At 67.9% G+C, this 17208-nt stretch carries 21 protein-coding genes; 1 reads left to right on the top strand and 20 read right to left on the bottom strand.

The window, feature by feature from the left end; translation table 11 throughout:
- Positions 1–19: 19 nt before the first annotated feature.
- On the top strand, positions 20–376 hold the full coding sequence (locus ATO11_RS14925) for a TraR/DksA family transcriptional regulator (protein WP_242601432.1): 357 nt from the start codon (positions 20–22) through the stop codon (positions 374–376).
- Here ATO11_RS14925 and ATO11_RS14920 read toward each other — a convergent pair.
- The 20 genes from ATO11_RS14920 to fabF form a co-directional block, all read right to left on the bottom strand.
- The gene (locus ATO11_RS14920; RefSeq protein ID WP_134643135.1) at positions 364–651 is read right to left on the bottom strand and encodes a DUF7742 family protein; all 288 of its coding nucleotides are present in this window, start codon (positions 649–651) and stop codon (positions 364–366) included. The two genes, ATO11_RS14925 and ATO11_RS14920, sit on opposite strands and share 13 nt — an antisense overlap.
- Positions 651–4574 carry a baseplate multidomain protein megatron gene (locus ATO11_RS14915; RefSeq protein WP_050531712.1) on the bottom strand — a complete coding sequence of 1308 codons (3924 nt, stop codon included), beginning with the start codon at positions 4572–4574 and terminating at the stop codon, positions 651–653. Before ATO11_RS14915 ends, ATO11_RS14920 begins: the two co-directional genes overlap by 1 nt.
- Before the next feature lie 3 nt (positions 4575–4577).
- On the bottom strand, positions 4578–5015 hold the full coding sequence (locus ATO11_RS14910; RefSeq protein ID WP_050531711.1) for an NlpC/P60 family protein: 438 nt from the start codon (positions 5013–5015) through the stop codon (positions 4578–4580).
- Positions 5012–5887 carry a DUF2163 domain-containing protein gene (locus tag ATO11_RS14905; protein WP_050531710.1) on the bottom strand — a complete coding sequence of 292 codons (876 nt, stop codon included), beginning with the start codon at positions 5885–5887 and terminating at the stop codon, positions 5012–5014. The genes ATO11_RS14910 and ATO11_RS14905 overlap by 4 nt, the downstream gene beginning before the upstream one ends.
- Positions 5884–6516, bottom strand: coding sequence for a DUF2460 domain-containing protein (locus ATO11_RS14900; RefSeq protein WP_050531709.1), 633 nt, complete (start codon positions 6514–6516; stop codon positions 5884–5886). Before ATO11_RS14900 ends, ATO11_RS14905 begins: the two co-directional genes overlap by 4 nt.
- A gap of 13 nt (positions 6517–6529) precedes the next feature.
- Complete coding sequence (locus ATO11_RS14895; RefSeq protein ID WP_050531708.1) at positions 6530–7183, bottom strand: phage tail tape measure protein; 654 nt, start codon at positions 7181–7183, stop codon at positions 6530–6532.
- Positions 7149–7370, bottom strand: coding sequence for a rcc01693 family protein (locus tag ATO11_RS21255; protein WP_082176353.1), 222 nt, complete (start codon positions 7368–7370; stop codon positions 7149–7151). The genes ATO11_RS14895 and ATO11_RS21255 overlap by 35 nt, the downstream gene beginning before the upstream one ends.
- A complete protein-coding gene (locus tag ATO11_RS14890) occupies positions 7357–7683 on the bottom strand; it encodes a gene transfer agent family protein (protein WP_050531707.1) in 327 nt (108 codons plus the stop codon). Before ATO11_RS14890 ends, ATO11_RS21255 begins: the two co-directional genes overlap by 14 nt.
- 3 nt (positions 7684–7686) lie before the next feature.
- Positions 7687–8109 carry a phage major tail protein, TP901-1 family gene (locus ATO11_RS14885; protein WP_050531706.1) on the bottom strand — a complete coding sequence of 141 codons (423 nt, stop codon included), beginning with the start codon at positions 8107–8109 and terminating at the stop codon, positions 7687–7689.
- Between the two features lie 61 nt (positions 8110–8170).
- Positions 8171–8581, bottom strand: a complete 411-nt coding sequence (locus ATO11_RS14880; protein WP_050531705.1) for a DUF3168 domain-containing protein — start codon at positions 8579–8581, stop codon at positions 8171–8173.
- Positions 8578–8913, bottom strand: coding sequence for a head-tail adaptor protein (locus ATO11_RS14875; protein WP_050531704.1), 336 nt, complete (start codon positions 8911–8913; stop codon positions 8578–8580). The genes ATO11_RS14880 and ATO11_RS14875 overlap by 4 nt, the downstream gene beginning before the upstream one ends.
- Positions 8910–9509, bottom strand: a complete 600-nt coding sequence (locus ATO11_RS14870; RefSeq protein WP_050531883.1) for a head-tail connector protein — start codon at positions 9507–9509, stop codon at positions 8910–8912. Before ATO11_RS14870 ends, ATO11_RS14875 begins: the two co-directional genes overlap by 4 nt.
- A 163-nt stretch (positions 9510–9672) precedes the next feature.
- Positions 9673–10839, bottom strand: coding sequence for a phage major capsid protein (locus ATO11_RS14865; protein WP_050531703.1), 1167 nt, complete (start codon positions 10837–10839; stop codon positions 9673–9675).
- Positions 10836–11405, bottom strand: coding sequence for an HK97 family phage prohead protease (locus ATO11_RS14860; protein WP_050531702.1), 570 nt, complete (start codon positions 11403–11405; stop codon positions 10836–10838). Before ATO11_RS14860 ends, ATO11_RS14865 begins: the two co-directional genes overlap by 4 nt.
- A gap of 27 nt (positions 11406–11432) precedes the next feature.
- Positions 11433–11672, bottom strand: a complete 240-nt coding sequence (locus ATO11_RS14855; RefSeq protein WP_050531701.1) for a GTA head formation protein, RCAP_rcc01685 family — start codon at positions 11670–11672, stop codon at positions 11433–11435.
- On the bottom strand, positions 11665–12840 hold the full coding sequence (locus tag ATO11_RS14850) for a phage portal protein (RefSeq protein ID WP_050531700.1): 1176 nt from the start codon (positions 12838–12840) through the stop codon (positions 11665–11667). Before ATO11_RS14850 ends, ATO11_RS14855 begins: the two co-directional genes overlap by 8 nt.
- A gap of 49 nt (positions 12841–12889) precedes the next feature.
- On the bottom strand, positions 12890–14260 hold the full coding sequence (locus ATO11_RS14845; RefSeq protein ID WP_082176352.1) for a DNA-packaging protein: 1371 nt from the start codon (positions 14258–14260) through the stop codon (positions 12890–12892).
- Positions 14172–14468 (bottom strand): hypothetical protein, encoded by a 297-nt coding sequence (locus tag ATO11_RS21840; protein ID WP_165586986.1) that lies wholly within the window; start codon positions 14466–14468, stop codon positions 14172–14174. Before ATO11_RS21840 ends, ATO11_RS14845 begins: the two co-directional genes overlap by 89 nt.
- A 284-nt stretch (positions 14469–14752) precedes the next feature.
- Entirely contained in the window at positions 14753–15907 is a 1155-nt protein-coding gene (gene mltG / locus ATO11_RS14840) for an endolytic transglycosylase MltG (protein ID WP_050531699.1), read from the bottom strand.
- A 5-nt stretch (positions 15908–15912) separates the two neighbouring features.
- A complete protein-coding gene (fabF, locus tag ATO11_RS14835) occupies positions 15913–17169 on the bottom strand; it encodes a beta-ketoacyl-ACP synthase II (RefSeq protein ID WP_050531698.1) in 1257 nt (418 codons plus the stop codon).
- Between the last annotated feature and the right edge of the window lie 39 nt (positions 17170–17208).

Here is a 17208-nt window from a genome sequence, read left to right as displayed (position 1 = left end):
GCACAAAACACTTTCTGTCATGCACCCTGTCACAGGCATGAATGACACCGACCTGACATCCCTGCGCAACGCCGTCAAAACGCGACTGGCAGAGCTTGACGCCGAAGACGCCCGCGGGACCGACGCGCAGGCCACGGTCACGCTCGACCAGCAGATGGTCGGGCGCCTCAGCCGCATGGACGCCCTTCAATCACAAGCCATGGCGCGCGCCACGCAAACGCGCCGCGATGCCGAGCGGGCACGACTGACCGACGCGCTGGCGCGCATGGACACCGAAGACTTCGGCTATTGCGAGGATTGCGGGGAAGAAATCGCCCTCGGCCGCCTGAAACTCGACCCCGCCGCGCGGCTCTGCATCGAGTGTCAGCGCGGCTGATCCCGCCGCGCCAGCCGTTCGAACACAAGCGCCAGACAGCGCGCATACAGACGGTCGCAAAAAACGGGTTCCGTCGGCAGAACACCGGGACCGATCCGGGACGACAGCGTTCCCGTGCCAAGCCTTGCATGCGCCCTCCCAAACCGTTTGCGGTACTTGTCCGCATGCCCCGCCTGCGCGATCAGGCCGTCACAGACCTCTCCGCGCGCCACGCGCGGCACCGCCATCAGCAGACGCGCCGCATGCGTCACGTCGATGAACGTGGCAGGCCGCATCACGCGCCCCATGCCAGCCGCGCGGCGGGTCCGGCCCCGTAAATGGCCGAGATCTGCGCCACCGCAACCTCGAACACCGCGGGCCCTCCATCCTCGACCTGCGCGGCCGCGGTATAGGTCCAGTCGGGCGCGCTCACCTGCTCCTCACGCAAGAGGTTGCCTGCCTCGAAAACCTGCACGAGGTACCGCTCGCTCTCCTCGCCCAGCGGGACTTCGGGCGCATCCCAGGCGTCACCGGCGATCCGGGTCCGCCGGATCCATGAAAGCACAAGGTCGCCACCATCCGGTGCGGCGGCAAGATGCGCCGGGGAATAGGGGCGCAACCCGTTGCCATCGAACGCCTCCACCACCTCTTCGTAGGTAGGATCGTCGATGGGTCGCCGGGCCGGGCCGATCCGGAAATGCTGCGCGATCCGCCGCTGGTTCAGGCTCAACCCGATCTGCTGCGGCGTGCCGTCCAGAAGCACGATCTGCGACCCAGCGGGCCAGACCGGTGGCATGATCCCGTCGCTTCCCGCCTGCCCCCGCAACCGGTGGGTCAACTCGAACCGCCCGTCGCCCAGCGGCAGCACGTCGCGGAACTGGAACAGCTCCCAGTTTCCCGTACTGCCATCCCCGATGGCGGCAAGGTTGCCCCCTGCCAGCAAGGCCGCATCGGTGATCCCCTGAACCTCGCCCTGCGTCAGCGACACGCGCAGCGGCGCACCCCGGTCGATGACCCCCGACCGGGCCGAGAACATCGGCGTTTCCGTCTCTCCGATCGCCGAAGGTGCTGCCACGATCTCGTCCAGCGCGTAATCCGCCCCGGTCGATGACCGGTAGACGGCCACCGTTCCCGGCCACGGCAGCGAGGTCACGGCAAGATGCGGCGCGTGCGGCACCTCGTCCCCGCTGATCAGCGGCAGGTCCATGAACACCGGCAGAACGGGGATCGCGGGCACGAAGGCCGCAAGGACCGGATCGGCGCCGTCGATGTCGGACGGCGTGTAGACCGTTGGCTCGATCCGCACCGCTTCCAGCGCCTGACCCGCGCCCACCTCGACCCGGTCCACCCGGTACCGCGCCGCCTCGGGCGCACCGGCCACTTCCACGACATCGCCCGCCGCCACGTCCATCCGCGACGGGGGCAACCGGAAGCGCAGGGTGTCACGCGCCACGCGCGCCTCGGTCAGCCAGCGCTCGGCCACCTGCCGCCCTTCAGCGCGGGTCAGGACTAGGGGGAACTCGCTTTCGGACACGTTATGCGTCCGGTCCTCGGCCAGCACCGCCTCTTCCGAGATCACGGCGTAATCGCCCTCGGCCTCGAAGAACTTCACCCGCACCCGGCCCATCAACTCGATGTCAGAGCCCCGCGCGGCCTCAATCGTGGCGCCGTCGCCCTCGGGCTCGGCCAGATCATCAGCCGGTACCTGCACCGCGGGACGGCCGTCGCGCATCTGGAACACCAGCAGCCCGTCCCGCTCGATCGCGTCAAAGCCATAGCGCAGCATCAGGGGCTGCAGGGCGGCGCGCGCATCCGACACGTCGTCAATGGTGTATCCGCGCACGATGCCGCGCAGATCGCTCACGTCGATCTCGACCAAACCCGCCCGCGCGCAGATCTCCCGCACGACATCGGCCAGCGTCCGGAACGACACCCGCCCGGTGATCCAGTGACCGCGATGGTAATTCTCGCCATCGCTCCACTCCTCAGACAGGCTCGGGAACCACGGGAAGGGCCGCGCATCCCACGCCCAGACAAAGGCGCGCGACATGTCCAGCATCTCCGCTCCGTAGACCTCGGATACCGGGTTTCGCTCGGGATCGCCCCAATAGGTCATCACCGCGCGCAGGTACTGCGCCTGGATGTAATCGTCCCGTGCGCCGGTCGAGTAATGCGGCAGGCTCGATTCCGAGGATTTGGGATCAAGGAACTTGTTGGGCTGGTTGGTGCCCTTGTCGACGGCCGCGCAGCCATACTCGGTGAACCAGACGGGCTTGGATTGCGGTTGCCAGTCGGTGGGCACCGCTTCGCGCACGCCGCCGATGCGGTTGTGATGCGGGTTCAGCCACCAGTTCCGCACGTCCTTGTAGCGGTAGACCCACGGCTCGTCATGGGCGCCGTCGGTGATCGGCGTCCGGTCCTGCACGTCCCGCGCCTGCGGCCCGGCATAGTACCAGTCATAGCCCTCGCCGCCCTCGATATTGGCGCGCAGGTAATCGACGTTCGACACGTCTCCCCATGCGACATCAAGGTGATCGGGACCGTCCCGCCAGTCCGACAGCGGCATGTAATTGTCGATCCCGATGAAATCGATCTCCTCGTCCGCCCAAAGCGGATCGAGATGGAACAACACGTCGCCCGATCCGTCCTGCGGGTGATAGCCGAAATATTCCGACCAATCCGCCGCGTACCCGATCTTCACACCCGGACCCAAGAGCGCCCGGCACTCCGCCGCCAGCGCCCGCAGGGCCGCGACCGCCGGGAAGGTGTTCCCCGCCCCCCGGATCTGCGTCAGCCCGCGCATCTCGGACCCGATGCAGAAGGCATCGACTCCACCCGCCGCCGCACACAACGCCGCCTGGTGCAGGATGTACCGCCTAAAGCCCCATTCGACAGGACCGGAATAGACCACCGCGTCACCCGCCACCGCGAAATCCGTGGCCGAGGCCGTGCCGAAAAACGCATCCACCTCGGCCGCCGCCGCGGCAGAGCCATCGACCGACCCGTCGACACCCGGCGCAAGCGAGGTCGTGATCCGCCCCCGCCACGGCAGCGCAGGCTGGCCGTCTTCACCCGAATAGGGATCGGGAAGCGTGTTGCCCGCCATCTGGTCCATCAGGATGAACGGGTAATAGGTCACCGCCTTGCCCGCCTCGCCCAGCGCTCGGATCGCCTGCACGACCGATTGATCGGTCGGGGTGCCACCATAGACCGGGCGCCCGTCAAGTTCCGGCACCACCTCCGCCGTCGTCCGCGTCAGCCCCGCCACGCGCCACGGCATCTTCTTGCCGTCGAACTGCGCCTGCTCGACCTTTGGTTTGATCTCGCAGGACCCGCAGCGCAGGTCGGACCCGAACCAGCTCACGATAAGCGAGGCCGCCTCGCAATTCGGCACCTCCTGGTCCAGCTGCTGCAACGAGGTCTCGAAATCCGTCAGCCCCGAGGGCGTGTTCACGTTGGCCGAGGCGGACGATCCCTTGCCGTACTTGATATGCACCTGCTCGGTCGCCAGCGCGTATTCGCCCGATCCCGGCATCATCGCCACCGCGCGGATGCCGCGCGCCATCGACCCGTCAGCGCTTTCGGCATCTTCGGCCACGGGGCGCGTGATCTCGAAATTGAACTGGGGGATGCGGTTGCCGAACTGCGTGAGCGAGAGATCCTCCATGACGACATAAGCCGTGCCGCGATAGGCCGGCACCGTGCCCGCACCCTCGACAGCCTCGATCTTTGGATCGGGCAACTGGTCGTCGGTGCCGTGATAGACGCGCATGTTCAGATCGTCGGGGCTCACTTCGGCACCGTCCGCCCAGACGCGATGCACGCCCGTGATCTCGCCCTCGCCCAACGCGATGGCAAGGCTCACCGAGTAGGAATAGGTCTTCACCTCCGGTTCCGCCGGGGCCGCGCCCTTGCCGCCCCCGCCCGAGGTCTTGACCTTCTCGGTGAACTCGGTCGCCCAGATCACGTGGCCCGGCACCCGCAAGCGGCCATAGGCATGCGCGATCGCCGCGCCCTCGCCCGCGCCCGTCAGGCGGAACCGGTCCACCTGCCCGCGCTTGACCGTCGCCGATCCCTGCCCCATCAGCCGCGCATCGATGGCCCGGCCCAGCGTGGCACCCACGAACCGGCCCGCGGCCACCGCCGACAGGCCAAGGAACGTGCCGCCGATCGAGCCGCCGATCGCCGCGCCCGCGACAGATAACAAGATGGTCGCCATGGATCACTCTCCCCGCGGAAATTCGAACCGCGCCACGATGCGGCGCGCCCAGGGGCCGCTCAGGCTGTTCTCGACAACCCCGTGGCCGGTAAAGGCATGGATGAAACGCGGGGCCTCGCCCGTCGCGGACTGGACGCCCACATGCTTGGCGACCGCGCCATGGCGCATGCGAAAAAGCAGGATGTCGCCAAGCGCCGCCGCCTCGCGCGGTTTGGAGACGAGGTGCTCAAGCGCGGCGCGCCACAACGCCTCGTCGCCCTGCGGCTCCGACCAGTCGCGCGTATAGGCGGGCACGGCCACGGGCTCGGGGCCCACCACCGCGCGCCACACGCCACGCAAGAGACCAAGGCAATCGGTGCCAACCTGCCTCTCGCTGCCCTGATGCAGGTAGGGCGTACCCAGCCAGCCCCGCGCCTCGGCCACCACGTCCGGGCGGCTCATCTCCGGCTCCCGCCGGAATTGACCCTGGCTCGGGCCGGTTGGACCATCACCCAATCGTCTTCGGGTATGTCCGGGAAACCCTGGAAGTTCAGCACGTTGTCGAACTTGAACCGGCAGGTCTGGAACCGCCGGTCGCAACCGACCGTCACCTGGACAACATCACCGGGAGCCAGCGGCGCGCGCAGGCTGTCCCACAGCTCGATCACGCGCGCTTCGCCCTCGATCCGGTCATCCTTGATCATGCCGGTCAGGCCCTCGGCCTCTCCGCTCACGATCCGCACGACGCCGCGCTGGAACCATTCGGGCTCGAAGGCGGCCAGCTCGGGAAAGCGCAAGACGCGGTTCTCCTCGACGGCCTCCACCGGCCCCTCGTGGCGATAGCCCGGCGTGCTCAGGTCAACCCGGCACGACGCATCCCCCAGCACCGCCGAACAGGGCTTCTGGTACACCCGCCCCACCGGCTGGTTCAGCACATCGGTCAGGCCCCGTATCTCGGCCCGGAACGCACCATCACCTCGCACGATCTCGCCAATCGCGCCCCGGAACAGCAGCTTGCGCACCGCCACGTCGTCCCACCTGACCAGCCAGGCGCGGATCTCGGCCCGGTCGAACCGGCCCGCGTCGATCTCGTCCTCGGCAATCGCGTCATGGCTCAGCGCGCCCACCGCCTCGGTATTGTCCACCGACAGGCCGGTGGATTGCTGGAGCGCCATGGCCGACAACCCGCTGTCGGCGCGGAAGGTGATCCCGTCAAAGGCAAGGTCGCGGTCGTGATCGGTGAAGCCCATGACCTTGCCATCCGCCCGCGTCAGCGCCCAGGCGTGGCAGACATGCGTGGCACCGGTTTTCAGATGTTCGATCAGCGCGTTCACAGCCGCACCTCCACCACCGGGACATTCGGCACGTCACCGGCCCGGAAACTCGCCACGCTCGTCTGGATGCGGTCGGTGTCGAACCGCACCGGCACGTCGAACTCGAACCCCGCCGTGACGGCAAGGTCCTCTGCCGGAGCCTGCGTGAAGGTCACGATGCCGGTCTCGGTATCGACCGAGTATTCCAGCCCGTCCTGCTGCTCGGTCCCCTGGATGCCGGCGCGCACCGTGCCCTCGACCGGCTTCAGGATCGGCCGCACCTGCGCCTGCGCGCCCGACCGATAGGTCTTCACCAGCTGAAACGCCGTCCGGTGCCCGTCACCGCGTCCGATCACCTGGTCCTCGTAGGCAGGCTCGTCCGTGGGCAGGCAGGATTTGAAATCCGCCCAATCCTTCCACCGGAACCCGTGCAACTGCCCCTCGCGCGCCTCGAAGAACGCGATCAGCGCCGCCACGTCGTCAAGCGACCGCAACCCGACGCCCGCGTCGTACCGCCGCCGCGCCTGCGACCACGGCGTGTTGCGCTCCTCGTACCCGTTGGCCAGCGCCACGATATCCGTCCGCCGCTCGGGCCCGCCGACCGAGCCAAAGCTCAGCCCTGCGGGAAACCGCACCTCGTGAAAACTCATCTGTCAGGCCCCCTCAGGAATTGCGTTGGGCGCGGCTCAGCGCGCGCGCGGCCTGTGCCGCGATCTGGCTCTCGGACCGCTGGAACCCCGCCACGTCCGGGGTCGAGATGTTCATGACCACCGTCACCGAACCGCCTCCGCCCGCCGCGCGCACGCCCAGCTTGCCATCGGCACCGCGTGCCAGCGGCATGATTGCCTCCGGCCCCGCTTCGCCCATCAGGCCGGTGCCGCCCCGCATGGGAAAGCTCACAGGCCCCGTGACCACGCCACCCGTTGCGAACGGCGTGACGCGACCTTGCGTGAACGGCGCGCCCTTCTCGAACGGCGACCACTGACCGAACAGCGCCTGCGCGCCCTGCGCCAGAAGGCCGCCGAAATGGTCCGTCACCGGCTTCACGGCGGCATTGTAGGCCGCGTTGATCAGCGACCGGCTCACCGCTTCCAGCGCGTCGGTCAGCTTGAACCCGTCGAACACGACACCGTCGATGGCGCGGCGCAGACCGCGGCTGAACGTCCGCTCCATCGCCGCCGCCTGCTGGCCGGTGGCGCTGAAGGTCTGGTGGATGCGTTTCAGCTCCGCATCGAACCCCGCCGCCATGGTCGCCGCCTGCCCCAAAGAGCCTTCCAGCTGGTCAATCTGCTCTTCCAGTGTTTCCTGCTCGGTCATCCTCGTCTCCTTGATCGGGATAGGCGGCCATCAGGGCATCCAGCCCCTTGCGCCCCAAAGGCGCGGCGTGACCGCCCCCCAGCAACAGCTGCAATTCCGCCGGCGTCAGCGCCCAGAACGTCACGGGATCAAGCCGCAACCCGCCAAGACCCGCGCGCATCAGCGCCGGCCAGTCAAACCGCGCCATCGTCGGCCCCGGCAAAGGCGCGGGTGATCAGTTCCGCTGCCGCGCGGCTCGCCGCCACCGGCCCGCCCGCGATCTCGGCCTGCGCCAGGTCGGCGGCGGACCCGGTCCAGCCGCCACCCCGCAATCCCGCCAGCAACAAGGCCAGCACGTCGCGGGCGCGGAAAGCGCCGGTTTCGAACCGCTCGATCAGCGCCACAAGGCTGTCGGCCTCCAGCGCGTCTTCCAGTTCCGCCAGCGCCCCCAGCGTCAACCGCATCACGTGGCGCTGGCCGTCGATCTCCAGCGCCACGTCTCCCCTCCAGCGATTGACCATGGATCAGGCGACCGGCTCGGGAGTGAAGGTCAGCACCCCGGCCGAGGCCAGCGACATCTCGTAGGTCGCCTCGCCGTTATGCGATCCCGCATACTCGATCGACGACACCTGGAACGCGCCCTCGATCGTGCCGAAATCGGGCACGATCACCTGGAAATCCGGCGTCTCCCCGTCAAAAAAGATCTGCCGCGCGCGTTCATCCGTACCCGCATCCTTGAACACGCCCGACCCGCTGATCGCCGCGCTCTTGACGCCCGCGCCCGCCAGCAACTCGCGCCAGCCGCCCTGACTTTCCAGAGAGGTCACGTCGACCGCCTCCGCGTTAAAGCTCACCCGCGTCGCGCGCAGACCTGCCATCGTCTCGAACAGACCGTCGCCGGTCAGGTCGACCTTCACCAGAAGGTCCTTGCCATTCTGAGCCGCCATTGCCCAAACTCCTCAATGATGTGAGTGTGTTGTGCCGCATATCTCATGCGACACCTGAAGATTAGGTATCCTCGACCCGCGCCCGAAACGTCAGATCGATCCGCCGCAGCGCGTTGCCGTCCTCGCGCCGGGCCGCGGCCTTCACGAAGTTGAGCGACACAAGCCGCCCCCGCGACAGAACAAGGTCCGCGTCGATCAACGCGTCGCCCACCGCCGCCGCCGCCGCCTTCGCACTCTGGAAGCCCGCCGACGACGTCACGACCGACACCACGAAATCGTGCCGCGCCCCGCGCCCGGTCTTGTCCGACCGGTCGGTGACGCGTTCAGGCCCCAGCGCCACGTAAAGCGACGGGGCCGTGCCCGACGGCAGCGCGTCATAGACCGACGAACCCACCTCGGCCATCACGCCCGCATCGCCCGCCAGCCGGGCATAGACCGCGGCCTGCAAGGCCTCTGCAACGCCGTAACTCATGTGACCCGCTCCTCCTTGGCAAAGCAGACAAGGTACCGGCCCGCCGCGTCGTTTTCGGCGACCGCCTCGATCAAGAAGACCCGGCCGCCGTCGCGGAACCGCTGCCCGGCGACGGGCCGCATCGACGACCCCTGCGGCGCACCGCGCACGATGATCCGGAACGTCACGACCGACAGCGCCGACGCCTCGCCCGCGCTTTCCCGGCCCGACCGTGCACGGATGTCCGCCCAGATCGTGCCCAGCGGCATCCAGATCTCGGCGAACCCGCCCGCGCCGTCCGGCACGCGGTCCAGTGTTTCCAGTACCAGCTGCCGGTTCAGCTGCACGGTCATGACGGCACACCGCCGAAGACGCGCATCACCCGGAACCGCTCGATCAGGGCGGTCACACCGAACGGCATGCATCCCTGCCCCAGCGCCACGTCGTGACGGTATTCATAGTAATGCGCCGCCAGCATCAGCACCGCCTGCTGCAGATCCGGCGGGATGTCCGACCAGACCGCACCATACCCGGCGGTGAACACGACCTGCGCCGATCCTCCGGTCGGGATCGTCGGCAGGCAGGCGCCGCGCGGGCGCAGGCGCGGACGGTGCGTGTCCGCCTCCAGCCGCACCGTCTCCAGCCCGACAACCGTGGGATCGCCGCCGGCATCGATCAACGTGACCGCCGTCACCAGGTTCACCGGCGCCACCGGCAAGACCTGCCCCTCGGGATCGCGCCACGCGGACAGGCTCCACGAAAACTCCCGCACGAACAGGGCCTTGCCCGTCCGCGCCTCGATCGCGGCAAGGGCCGCGCGCAGGAAACCGACCAGAACGCCATCCTGAACGGTATCCTCGGCGAACCCGGTGCCCATCCGCAGATGCGCCTTCAGCTCCGCCACCGGCAGGGCCGCGTCCGCGACCTGCGTTTCTTCCACCAACATCATCCGCCACGTCTCCACTGGATATCGCCGCTCCCTCGGTCAGATCGGACGCGCCGGGCCCTGCACCGCTCGGACGGAGGGGAGCAGCTAGACAGCACAGGTTTGGAATACCCAAACGCGCCCACGAGAGGCGCCCCGAAGGACGCCCCCCGCATCCGGTCCCGCCTTACGACAGGCCGAATTTCAGCAGCTTGATCGCGGCGAAATCGCTCACGTCGCCACCCACCCGCTTGGTCGCGTAGAACAGCACGTTCGGCTTGGCCGAGAACGGATCGCGCAGCACGCGAAGGTCCGGGCGTTCCGCGATGGTATAGCCGGCTGCGAAATCGCCGAAGGCGATGGCATAGGCGTCGGTCGCGATGTCGGGCATGTCCTCGGCGATGACGACCGGGTAGCCCAGAAGGCGCGCCGGTTCACCTGCGGCCAGTCCGTCCGACCACAGGAAGCGGCCATCGGCGTCCTTCAGCTTGCGCACCGTACCGGCGGTCTTCGAGTTCATCACGAAGGTGCCGTTCGCGCGATAGGCCGCGCCCAGCGCATAGACGAGGTCGACGATCGCGTCGGCCCCGTTGAACGCCGCATCCGCGCCGGTCGCGACGTAGCCAAGGCTGTTCCAGGCCCACGCGGCATTGTCGACCGCCGTGTGATCGAGGAACCCCTTGGGCTTGCCCACCCCGTCGCCGGTGACAAAGGCCGCGGCCTCGGTCCGGGCGAACTTGTCGGCGATGCGCGCGGCCAGCCAGCCCTCGATGTCGAACGCCGCGTCGTCCAGCAGGCGTTGCGAGGCTTTCGGCAGGGCCGACAGCTCGTGCAGCGGGATCGAAATGCGGTCGATCGTCGGCGTGCCCGTCTCGGTCGCGGCGGCGGTTTCATCCGCCCAGCCCGCGCCGATGTCGTTCTGGTCCACCAGCACGTCATACGTCGTCGCCTCGACATTCACGACCGTCGCGACGGACCGGATCGAAGCGGTCGAGATCAGCGCCGCCTTGATCGCTTCCGACGTCATGGGATCGACAAGGTAGCCGCCATCCGAATTGATCGCGGTCGACAGCGCCTTGGTCTCCATCTCGATCCCGCGCAGCCCGTCATCCTCGCCCGAACGCAGGTATGCGTTGAAGGCCTTCTTGTGGGGGGCTTCGAAATCGTTGGCGGTGGCCAGCGCCGGGCGGCGAGCTGCCATCATCTTGCGGTCCATTTGGGTCATGCGAGTATCCTGCTCTTGAAGTTTTGCCTGAATATCGGACTGGAAGTCCTTGATGTCGTTCATGAAGCCAGCAACTGCGCGCTTCACGTCCTGTACCGGGCCCTGCCCGGTCTCAGCCTCGGTCGTCATGTGCCTGATCCTTCGGCTTTCGAGTTGGGGGCGCGACGCGCGCGGCCCAGGTCCTGGCGGGCCGTGTCAAACGCTACCGCCAATTCAGTCAGCACCGCGTCGGTCAGGGTCTCGCCCTTGCCCGCCACCCGTGCCTCGCGTTGCATCGGGAAAGTCACCAGCGACACTTCCCAAAGCTCCACCTCGGTCAGAAGCCGCCGTCCGGCCTCGTCGCGCGCCGCTTTCACGGTGCGATATCCGATGGACAGCCCCTCGATGGCTCCCGCGTCCAGCAGCGCCGCCGCCTCGCGGCCCTTGGCCACGCTGTCCAGAAGACGCCCCTTGACGTAAAGACCGCGCGCGTCCTCGCGCACCTCGTCCCACACGCCGATCGGCTGGGCCGGGTCATGCTGCCACAGCATCTTCACCTTGCGTTTCGCGCCCAGCGAGGCCTTGTAGGCCCCCGGCGTCACCACGTCGCCGCCCTGATCGACCTGACCGAAAAGCGAGGCATACCCCTCGATCCCGGTGCCATCGATCACGCGCACGTCTTCACCCAGCCGGGCGAACTTGCGTTCCAGCTCCATCACGTTTCCTTGCCTGTTTTGAATGAGTTACGGCACGATATTCAAAATCGACTCCAGCGCCGTCGCCAGCACCACCGCCACCACGCCGTAGACGGTCAGCCACAACCGCCGCTCCAGCCGCTCCATCGCCGCCTCGATCCGGTCCAGGCGCGCGCTCACGCCCTCGAACTGCAGCTTCGATACCTGCTCGTGCGCCGCAAGGCGCATCGCCGGCGCGCAGTCGAACGGCGCGAAGCCGATGGTCGAACTGTCCCGCCGTTCAGCCATCCGCGACCTCCAGCGGCGGCAGACCCAGCAGCGCGCGCTTCTCGGCATCGCTCAGGAAGCTCGCCCCCCCGATGGATCGCCACTGCGCCTCGCGCTCGTTGGCCAGCGCCGGGACCTGGTCCAGATCGGGTTTCAGCACGATGGCCTCGCCCTGATGCGCCGACAGCCAGTCCGCGAGGTGCGCCAGCACCTTCGCGGCCAAGGGCAGCACCGTCAGCCGGTAAAAGGCGCGGTTCGCCTCCTGGTAATTGGCATAGGCCGCGTCACCGGGAATCCCCAGCAGCATCGGCGGCACGCCAAAGGCCAGCGCGATCTCCCGCGCCGCCGCCTCCTTGGTCTTCTGGAATTCCATGTCCGAAGGCGAAAAGCCCATCGGCTTCCAGTCAAGACCGCCTTCCAGCAGCATCGGACGCCCCGCATTGCGCGCACCCTGGTGATGCGCCTCCATCTCAGACACCAGCCGGTCATACTGGTCGTTCGACATGGTGCCGCCACCCGCCTCGCCGCGATAGACGATCGCGCCCGACGGCCGCGCCGCGTTGTCCAGCAAAGCCTTCGACCAGCGCGAGGCGCTGTTGTGCACGTCGATGGCCATCGCCGCCGATTGCAGCGGCGACAGCCCGTAATGGTCGTCCTGAGGGTGGAATGCCTTCAGATGCGTGACCTGCGGCACCTCGCCCAGCGTGAACCGATGCTTGCGCCCGCCCACCGCGTATTCATAGGCGACGGGCCAGCCATCCGCACCGGGAACCACCGACATCCGGTCCGACCGCAGCACATGCAACTCCACCGGAAGACCCGCTTCGGAGGCCACGCCCTCGACATAGGCATTGCCGCTCAGCAGCAGCTGGCCATACAGCGCCTCGAACAGCTCCGCCCGCCCCTGCGCCGGGTTGGGCCGCGCGACCAGATCCAGCACCGGGTGCGCCTCGTACCGCCGCTCGCCGTCCTGGCAGATCATCGGCAACGCCGCCGCCGCCTCGGCGATCATCTTCACGCAGCGAAACCCCACCGGGTTCCCGGCATAGCCCGTGCGCGCCAGCGACACCGCGTCACGCGGGCTCCACGCCACCCGACCGGACGAGGCATAGGCCACCACCGGCCCCGTCGCGCTCGCCTTCTCCTCGGGCACGGCGAGCCCGCCGCGTTTCAGGAAATCAAAAACCATGCCTTGCTCCTCAAGTTCGGATATCGCGCCTTGGCGGCGTCTCCGCGCGTCAGATCACCCGCATCCGCGGCTGGCTCCACTCGGCCATCGGCTCGATCATCAGGTCGGTCAGCGCCCAGACAAGCGCATCCACCCGGTCGGGCGAACCGCGCCCGTCAAATCCCGCACGCGTCATCTGCGCCATCTGGTCTTCCAGCGCCTCGAGCCCCGCCACGTGCCTGACCCGTGCCTGCTCGTACAAGGCGGCAACCGGCTCGGCCCGCGCCACCTTCCCGCGCGAGGCGCGCACCGCCTTGTACGGCACGCCCGGATCAAGCTGCCGCATCAGCGTCTCGACCAGCGCGCCGCCCTGGTTGACCTCGGCCACCAGCCGGTCCGCACCGAACCGCTGGTAGGCCGCCAGCGCCGCGCGCGCCCATTCCGTGGGGGACGCGCCCTCGACCGTCTCGTCGGCCAGCACATAGGCCCGCCAGTCCTGCGGCGGGCCTTGCGTGACCGCACCCGCAACCACGATCCCGCAGGCATCCGCCGCCGATCCTTCGCTGACCGGCGGATCAACCGCCACGATCACGCGGTCGAAATCCGGCGTCTTGTCCACCCGCGCCGCGTCCAGCATGTCGCTCGTCCAAAGCGCGCCCTCGATCTCGGTCAGCAATTCGCCGTCCAGCTCCTGCCGCCCGATCCGCGTCCCCGCATACTTGCGCCGCACTTCGTCAAGGAAGGGCGAGGCCAGGTAGGCCGCGTTCGCCTCGGTCGGCGCATGGGTCGTGACCGTCGTCTTCTCCGCCAGAAGCTCACGCAGATGCGGCACGTTCTGCGGTGTCGTGGTCACGCATTGCCGCGGGTCGTCGCCCAGCCGCAGCGCGAATTGCAGATTGTCCATCGCCCGGCCCCCATCGGGCCACTTGGCGTATTCATCGCACCACGCCGCGTCGAATTGCGGCCCGCGCAGTCGTTCGGGATCATGCGCGGAAAAGATCCGCGCCACCGCCCCGTTCGGCCAGACCAGCAGACGGCGCGAGGCCACCCAGTCCGGCCTCCGGTCAGGAGGTGACACGGCAAGGATGCCGCTTTCGCCGAACACCATGACCTCGCGCGCCTGCTCCAGCGTCTCCGCCACCAGTGCCACGCTGCGCGCCCGGCCGGGATCGAGGGGCCTTGACCCCTCGACCATCGACCGCACCCATTCCGCCCCGGCGCGCGTCTTGCCCGCGCCCCGGCCGCCCAGACACACCCAGCTGCGCCATTGTCCCTCTGGCGCGATCTGGTGGTCATGGGCCCAGAAGTCGAACAGGAACGGCAAAGCCAGAAGCTCCCCCGTCCCCAACTCGCTAAGGAAGGTCGCCCGTACCTCCGCAGGCGCGGAGGCGATCCAGACGGCACCCGATTTCAACGCGTGCCGCGTCGAAGTCGAGCGCATAGTCGCGTCCGGGAGCGATGCCCCGGTCGTGCTTCTTTCGCTCTTCAAGCTTTCTCTCCAGATCCAGTGCCGTGCGTATCCATCCCGATACGTCTGTCAGCATCCGTTTCCCGTCAGTACCCGAGCCGATCTCGCCTATCGCGACCTCGTCCATCCACGCGGACAGGCGGGCGCGAAGGGCGACCAGTTGCCGTTCGAGTTCAGCCACCTGATCATCGATAGGCGCGTCTCCTTCCGGAGTTACCAATGTCATATTCTGCTCAACCGCCTCTCATGGGAGTGTGCTCCGCACGAGCGACATGAAAAAAGCGGCCAACAGGGTTGCCCCCGTGCCGCTTGCCCACGTCTCCTAGCTTGATTGAAGGTGTACCTTGGACCGTTCGCAAAGTCAAGCGAAATCGCGCGGGCCCTTCCGGCTAACCGTACGGTACCATTAACAAATTCCTAATCCACGGCGTTGCGAGGCGGGCCTGCAAGGGCCCGACGAACCCCCTACTGGTTGGCCCGTTCCGCCTCGATCTTGCGCCACTCGGCCACGTTGCGGTTGTGCTGTTCCAGCGTCTCCGCAAAGGCGTGCCCGCCGGTCCCGTCCGCCACGAAGAACAGGAAGCGTGAACTGTCGGGGTTCACCGCCGCCTCGATCGCCGCGCGGCCCGGATTGGCAATCGGCGTCGGCGGCAGCGCCGGGATGACATAGGTGTTGTAGGGCGTCGCGCGCCGCAGCTCGCTCTGCCGCAGCCCACGGCCCAGAACGCCCTGCCCCTTGGTGATGCCATAGATCACCGTCGGGTCGGTCTGCAGGCGCATGCCGCGCCGCAGGCGGTTCACGAACACGCTCGCCACCTGCCCGCGCTCCGCCGCGACGCCGGTCTCCTTCTCGATGATCGAGGCAAGGATCAGCGCCTCTTCCGGGCTGTCGAGGGGGATGTCCGCATCACGTCCCTCCCACGCCTCGGCGAGGATGCGCTCCTGCGCCGCGACCATCCGGTCGAGGACGCTTTTTACCGTGTCGCCCTTGCGCACTTCATAGCTGTCGGGCGCCAGCGTGCCTTCGGCGGGCACCTCGGCGTCCCCGGTCAGCACCGGCACCGATTTCAGGCCCTCCACGATCTGCCAAGAGGTTGCGCCTTCCGCCACCGCGACCCGGATGCGGGTATCCGCCGGGTTGTCGAACAGCGCCGCGATCTCGGCGGGCGCGTCCTCGGCCGTCGGATCATAGGCCGCCGTCTCGACGTAACGGTTGGTCTGCGGGTCCAGTTCACGCAGCTGCACTTCCTGCCGCGTCACGCCGATGCGGAACACCATCTCGGTCCCGCAGGTCGATGCGCCACCGCGCGTCACCACGTCCACGATCTCCGCCATCGAGCTTCCGGGCTCGATCAGGTACGACCCCGCCTTCAGATCACCCGACTTGTCACCGTAATCGACCCCCAGCCGGAAGATCGGCGCGCTCGAAATCGCGCCCTGTGCCGCAAGGTCGCGCGACACCCGCGAAAAGTTCGACCCGCGATCCACCTTCAGGCACATCGCCTGCGCCAGCGGCCCCGGCCCGTTATACTGGCTCTGCCCATAGAGGATCGCGCCCCCGGTGAGGAACACCAGGACGATCAGCAGGGTCAGCGTGTTCGCCGCGATATGCCGCCACATGGGCCTCAGACCTTCCTGAAGATCACGCTCGCATTCGTCCCGCCGAACCCGAACGAGTTCGACAGCGCCACGTTGATCTCGCGCTCGCGCTTGACGTTGGCGGCAAGGTCAACCGGCGTTTCAATCGCGGGTGTGTCGAGGTTGATGGTCGGCGGCGCCACCTGGTCGCGGATCGCGAGGATCGAAAAGATCGCCTCGATCGCGCCCGCAGCCCCCAGAAGGTGGCCGGTCATCGACTTGGTGGACGACATCGTCACCTTGCCCGCCGCGTCGCCCATCAGCTTTTCCACCGCGCCCAGTTCGATCACGTCCGCCATGGTCGAAGTGCCATGCGCGTTGATGTAATCCACGTCCGCCGGTTCCAGCCCCGCCTTTTTCAGCGCCATCTTCATGCAACGCAGCGCGCCGTCGCCATCCTCGGACGGGGCGGTGATGTGATAGGCGTCGCCCGACAGGCCATAGCCCACGACCTCGGCATAGATCTTGGCACCGCGCGCGACCGCGTGCTCGTATTCCTCCAGCACCACGATGCCCGCACCCTCGCCCATCACGAACCCGTCGCGGTCGGCGTCATAGGGACGGCTCGCCGTCGACGGGTCGTCGCGGCGCTTGGTCGACAGCGCCTTGCAGGCGTTGAACCCGGCAATCCCGATTTCCGAGATCGAGGCCTCGGCCCCACCGGCCACCATCACCTCGGCATCACCGTCGCGGATCAGCCGCGCCGCGTCGCCAATGGCGTGGGCCCCGGTCGAACAGGCCGTCACCACCGCGTGGTTCGGCCCCCTGAACCCGTACCGGATCGACACCTGACCCGAGATCAGGTTGATCAGCGCGCCCGGCACGAAGAACGGCGACACCCGCCGCGGGCCCCGTTCCTTCAGCAGGATCGCGGTTTCGGCGATCGAGTTCAGCCCGCCGATCCCCGACCCGATCAGGACACCGGTCTCTTCAAGGTCCGACCGGTCCTCGGGCGTCCAGCCCGCATCCTCGACCGCCATCTGCGCCGCGGCCATGCCGTAGCGGATGAAGGTGTCGACCTTGCGGGCCTCTTTCGGCTCCATCCAGTCGTCGCAGTTGAACGTCCCGTCGCTGCCATCGCCCAGCGGCACTTCGCAGGCATAGTTCGTGGCAAGGTGGTCCGCGTCGAACCGCGTGATCGTGCCCGCGCCCGAGCGTCCTTCGAGGATCCGGCTCCACGATGCCTCGACCCCGCAAGCCAGCGGCGTCACCAGCCCCAGCCCCGTCACAACTACCCTGCGCATGTCCGCTCTTCCCCGTGCTCGTCGTTGCGCGCGCTCATA

Source organism: Pseudaestuariivita atlantica (genome assembly GCF_001205715.1).
GTDB lineage: Bacteria > Pseudomonadota > Alphaproteobacteria > Rhodobacterales > Rhodobacteraceae > Pseudaestuariivita > Pseudaestuariivita atlantica.
This window is presented reverse-complemented; position numbering and strand designations above follow the sequence as displayed.

Bases quoted from the DNA above. Each gene is read 5' to 3' on its own strand.
- ATO11_RS14850 (WP_050531700.1), bottom strand. From the start codon at position 12,840: ATGGTTTTTGATTTCCTGAAACGCGGCGGGCTCGCCGTGCCCGAGGAG.
- ATO11_RS14885 (WP_050531706.1), bottom strand. From the start codon at position 8,109: ATGGCGGCTCAGAATGGCAAGGACCTTCTGGTGAAGGTCGACCTGACC.
- ATO11_RS14875 (WP_050531704.1), bottom strand. From the start codon at position 8,913: ATGACCGTGCAGCTGAACCGGCAGCTGGTACTGGAAACACTGGACCGC.
- ATO11_RS14870 (WP_050531883.1), bottom strand. From the start codon at position 9,509: ATGATGTTGGTGGAAGAAACGCAGGTCGCGGACGCGGCCCTGCCGGTG.
- ATO11_RS21255 (WP_082176353.1), bottom strand. From the start codon at position 7,370: ATGGCGCGGTTTGACTGGCCGGCGCTGATGCGCGCGGGTCTTGGCGGG.
- ATO11_RS14845 (WP_082176352.1), bottom strand. From the start codon at position 14,260: ATGCGCTCGACTTCGACGCGGCACGCGTTGAAATCGGGTGCCGTCTGG.
- ATO11_RS14925 (WP_242601432.1), top strand. From the start codon at position 20: ATGCACCCTGTCACAGGCATGAATGACACCGACCTGACATCCCTGCGC.
- ATO11_RS14855 (WP_050531701.1), bottom strand. From the start codon at position 11,672: ATGGCTGAACGGCGGGACAGTTCGACCATCGGCTTCGCGCCGTTCGAC.
- ATO11_RS14860 (WP_050531702.1), bottom strand. From the start codon at position 11,405: ATGGAGCTGGAACGCAAGTTCGCCCGGCTGGGTGAAGACGTGCGCGTG.
- ATO11_RS14920 (WP_134643135.1), bottom strand. From the start codon at position 651: ATGCGGCCTGCCACGTTCATCGACGTGACGCATGCGGCGCGTCTGCTG.
- ATO11_RS14865 (WP_050531703.1), bottom strand. From the start codon at position 10,839: ATGACGACCGAGGCTGAGACCGGGCAGGGCCCGGTACAGGACGTGAAG.
- ATO11_RS14915 (WP_050531712.1), bottom strand. From the start codon at position 4,574: ATGGCGACCATCTTGTTATCTGTCGCGGGCGCGGCGATCGGCGGCTCG.
- mltG (WP_050531699.1), bottom strand. From the start codon at position 15,907: ATGTGGCGGCATATCGCGGCGAACACGCTGACCCTGCTGATCGTCCTG.
- ATO11_RS14910 (WP_050531711.1), bottom strand. From the start codon at position 5,015: ATGAGCCGCCCGGACGTGGTGGCCGAGGCGCGGGGCTGGCTGGGTACG.
- ATO11_RS14890 (WP_050531707.1), bottom strand. From the start codon at position 7,683: ATGGTCAATCGCTGGAGGGGAGACGTGGCGCTGGAGATCGACGGCCAG.
- ATO11_RS14880 (WP_050531705.1), bottom strand. From the start codon at position 8,581: ATGAGTTACGGCGTTGCAGAGGCCTTGCAGGCCGCGGTCTATGCCCGG.
- ATO11_RS14900 (WP_050531709.1), bottom strand. From the start codon at position 6,516: ATGAGTTTTCACGAGGTGCGGTTTCCCGCAGGGCTGAGCTTTGGCTCG.
- ATO11_RS14895 (WP_050531708.1), bottom strand. From the start codon at position 7,183: ATGACCGAGCAGGAAACACTGGAAGAGCAGATTGACCAGCTGGAAGGC.
- fabF (WP_050531698.1), bottom strand. From the start codon at position 17,169: ATGCGCAGGGTAGTTGTGACGGGGCTGGGGCTGGTGACGCCGCTGGCT.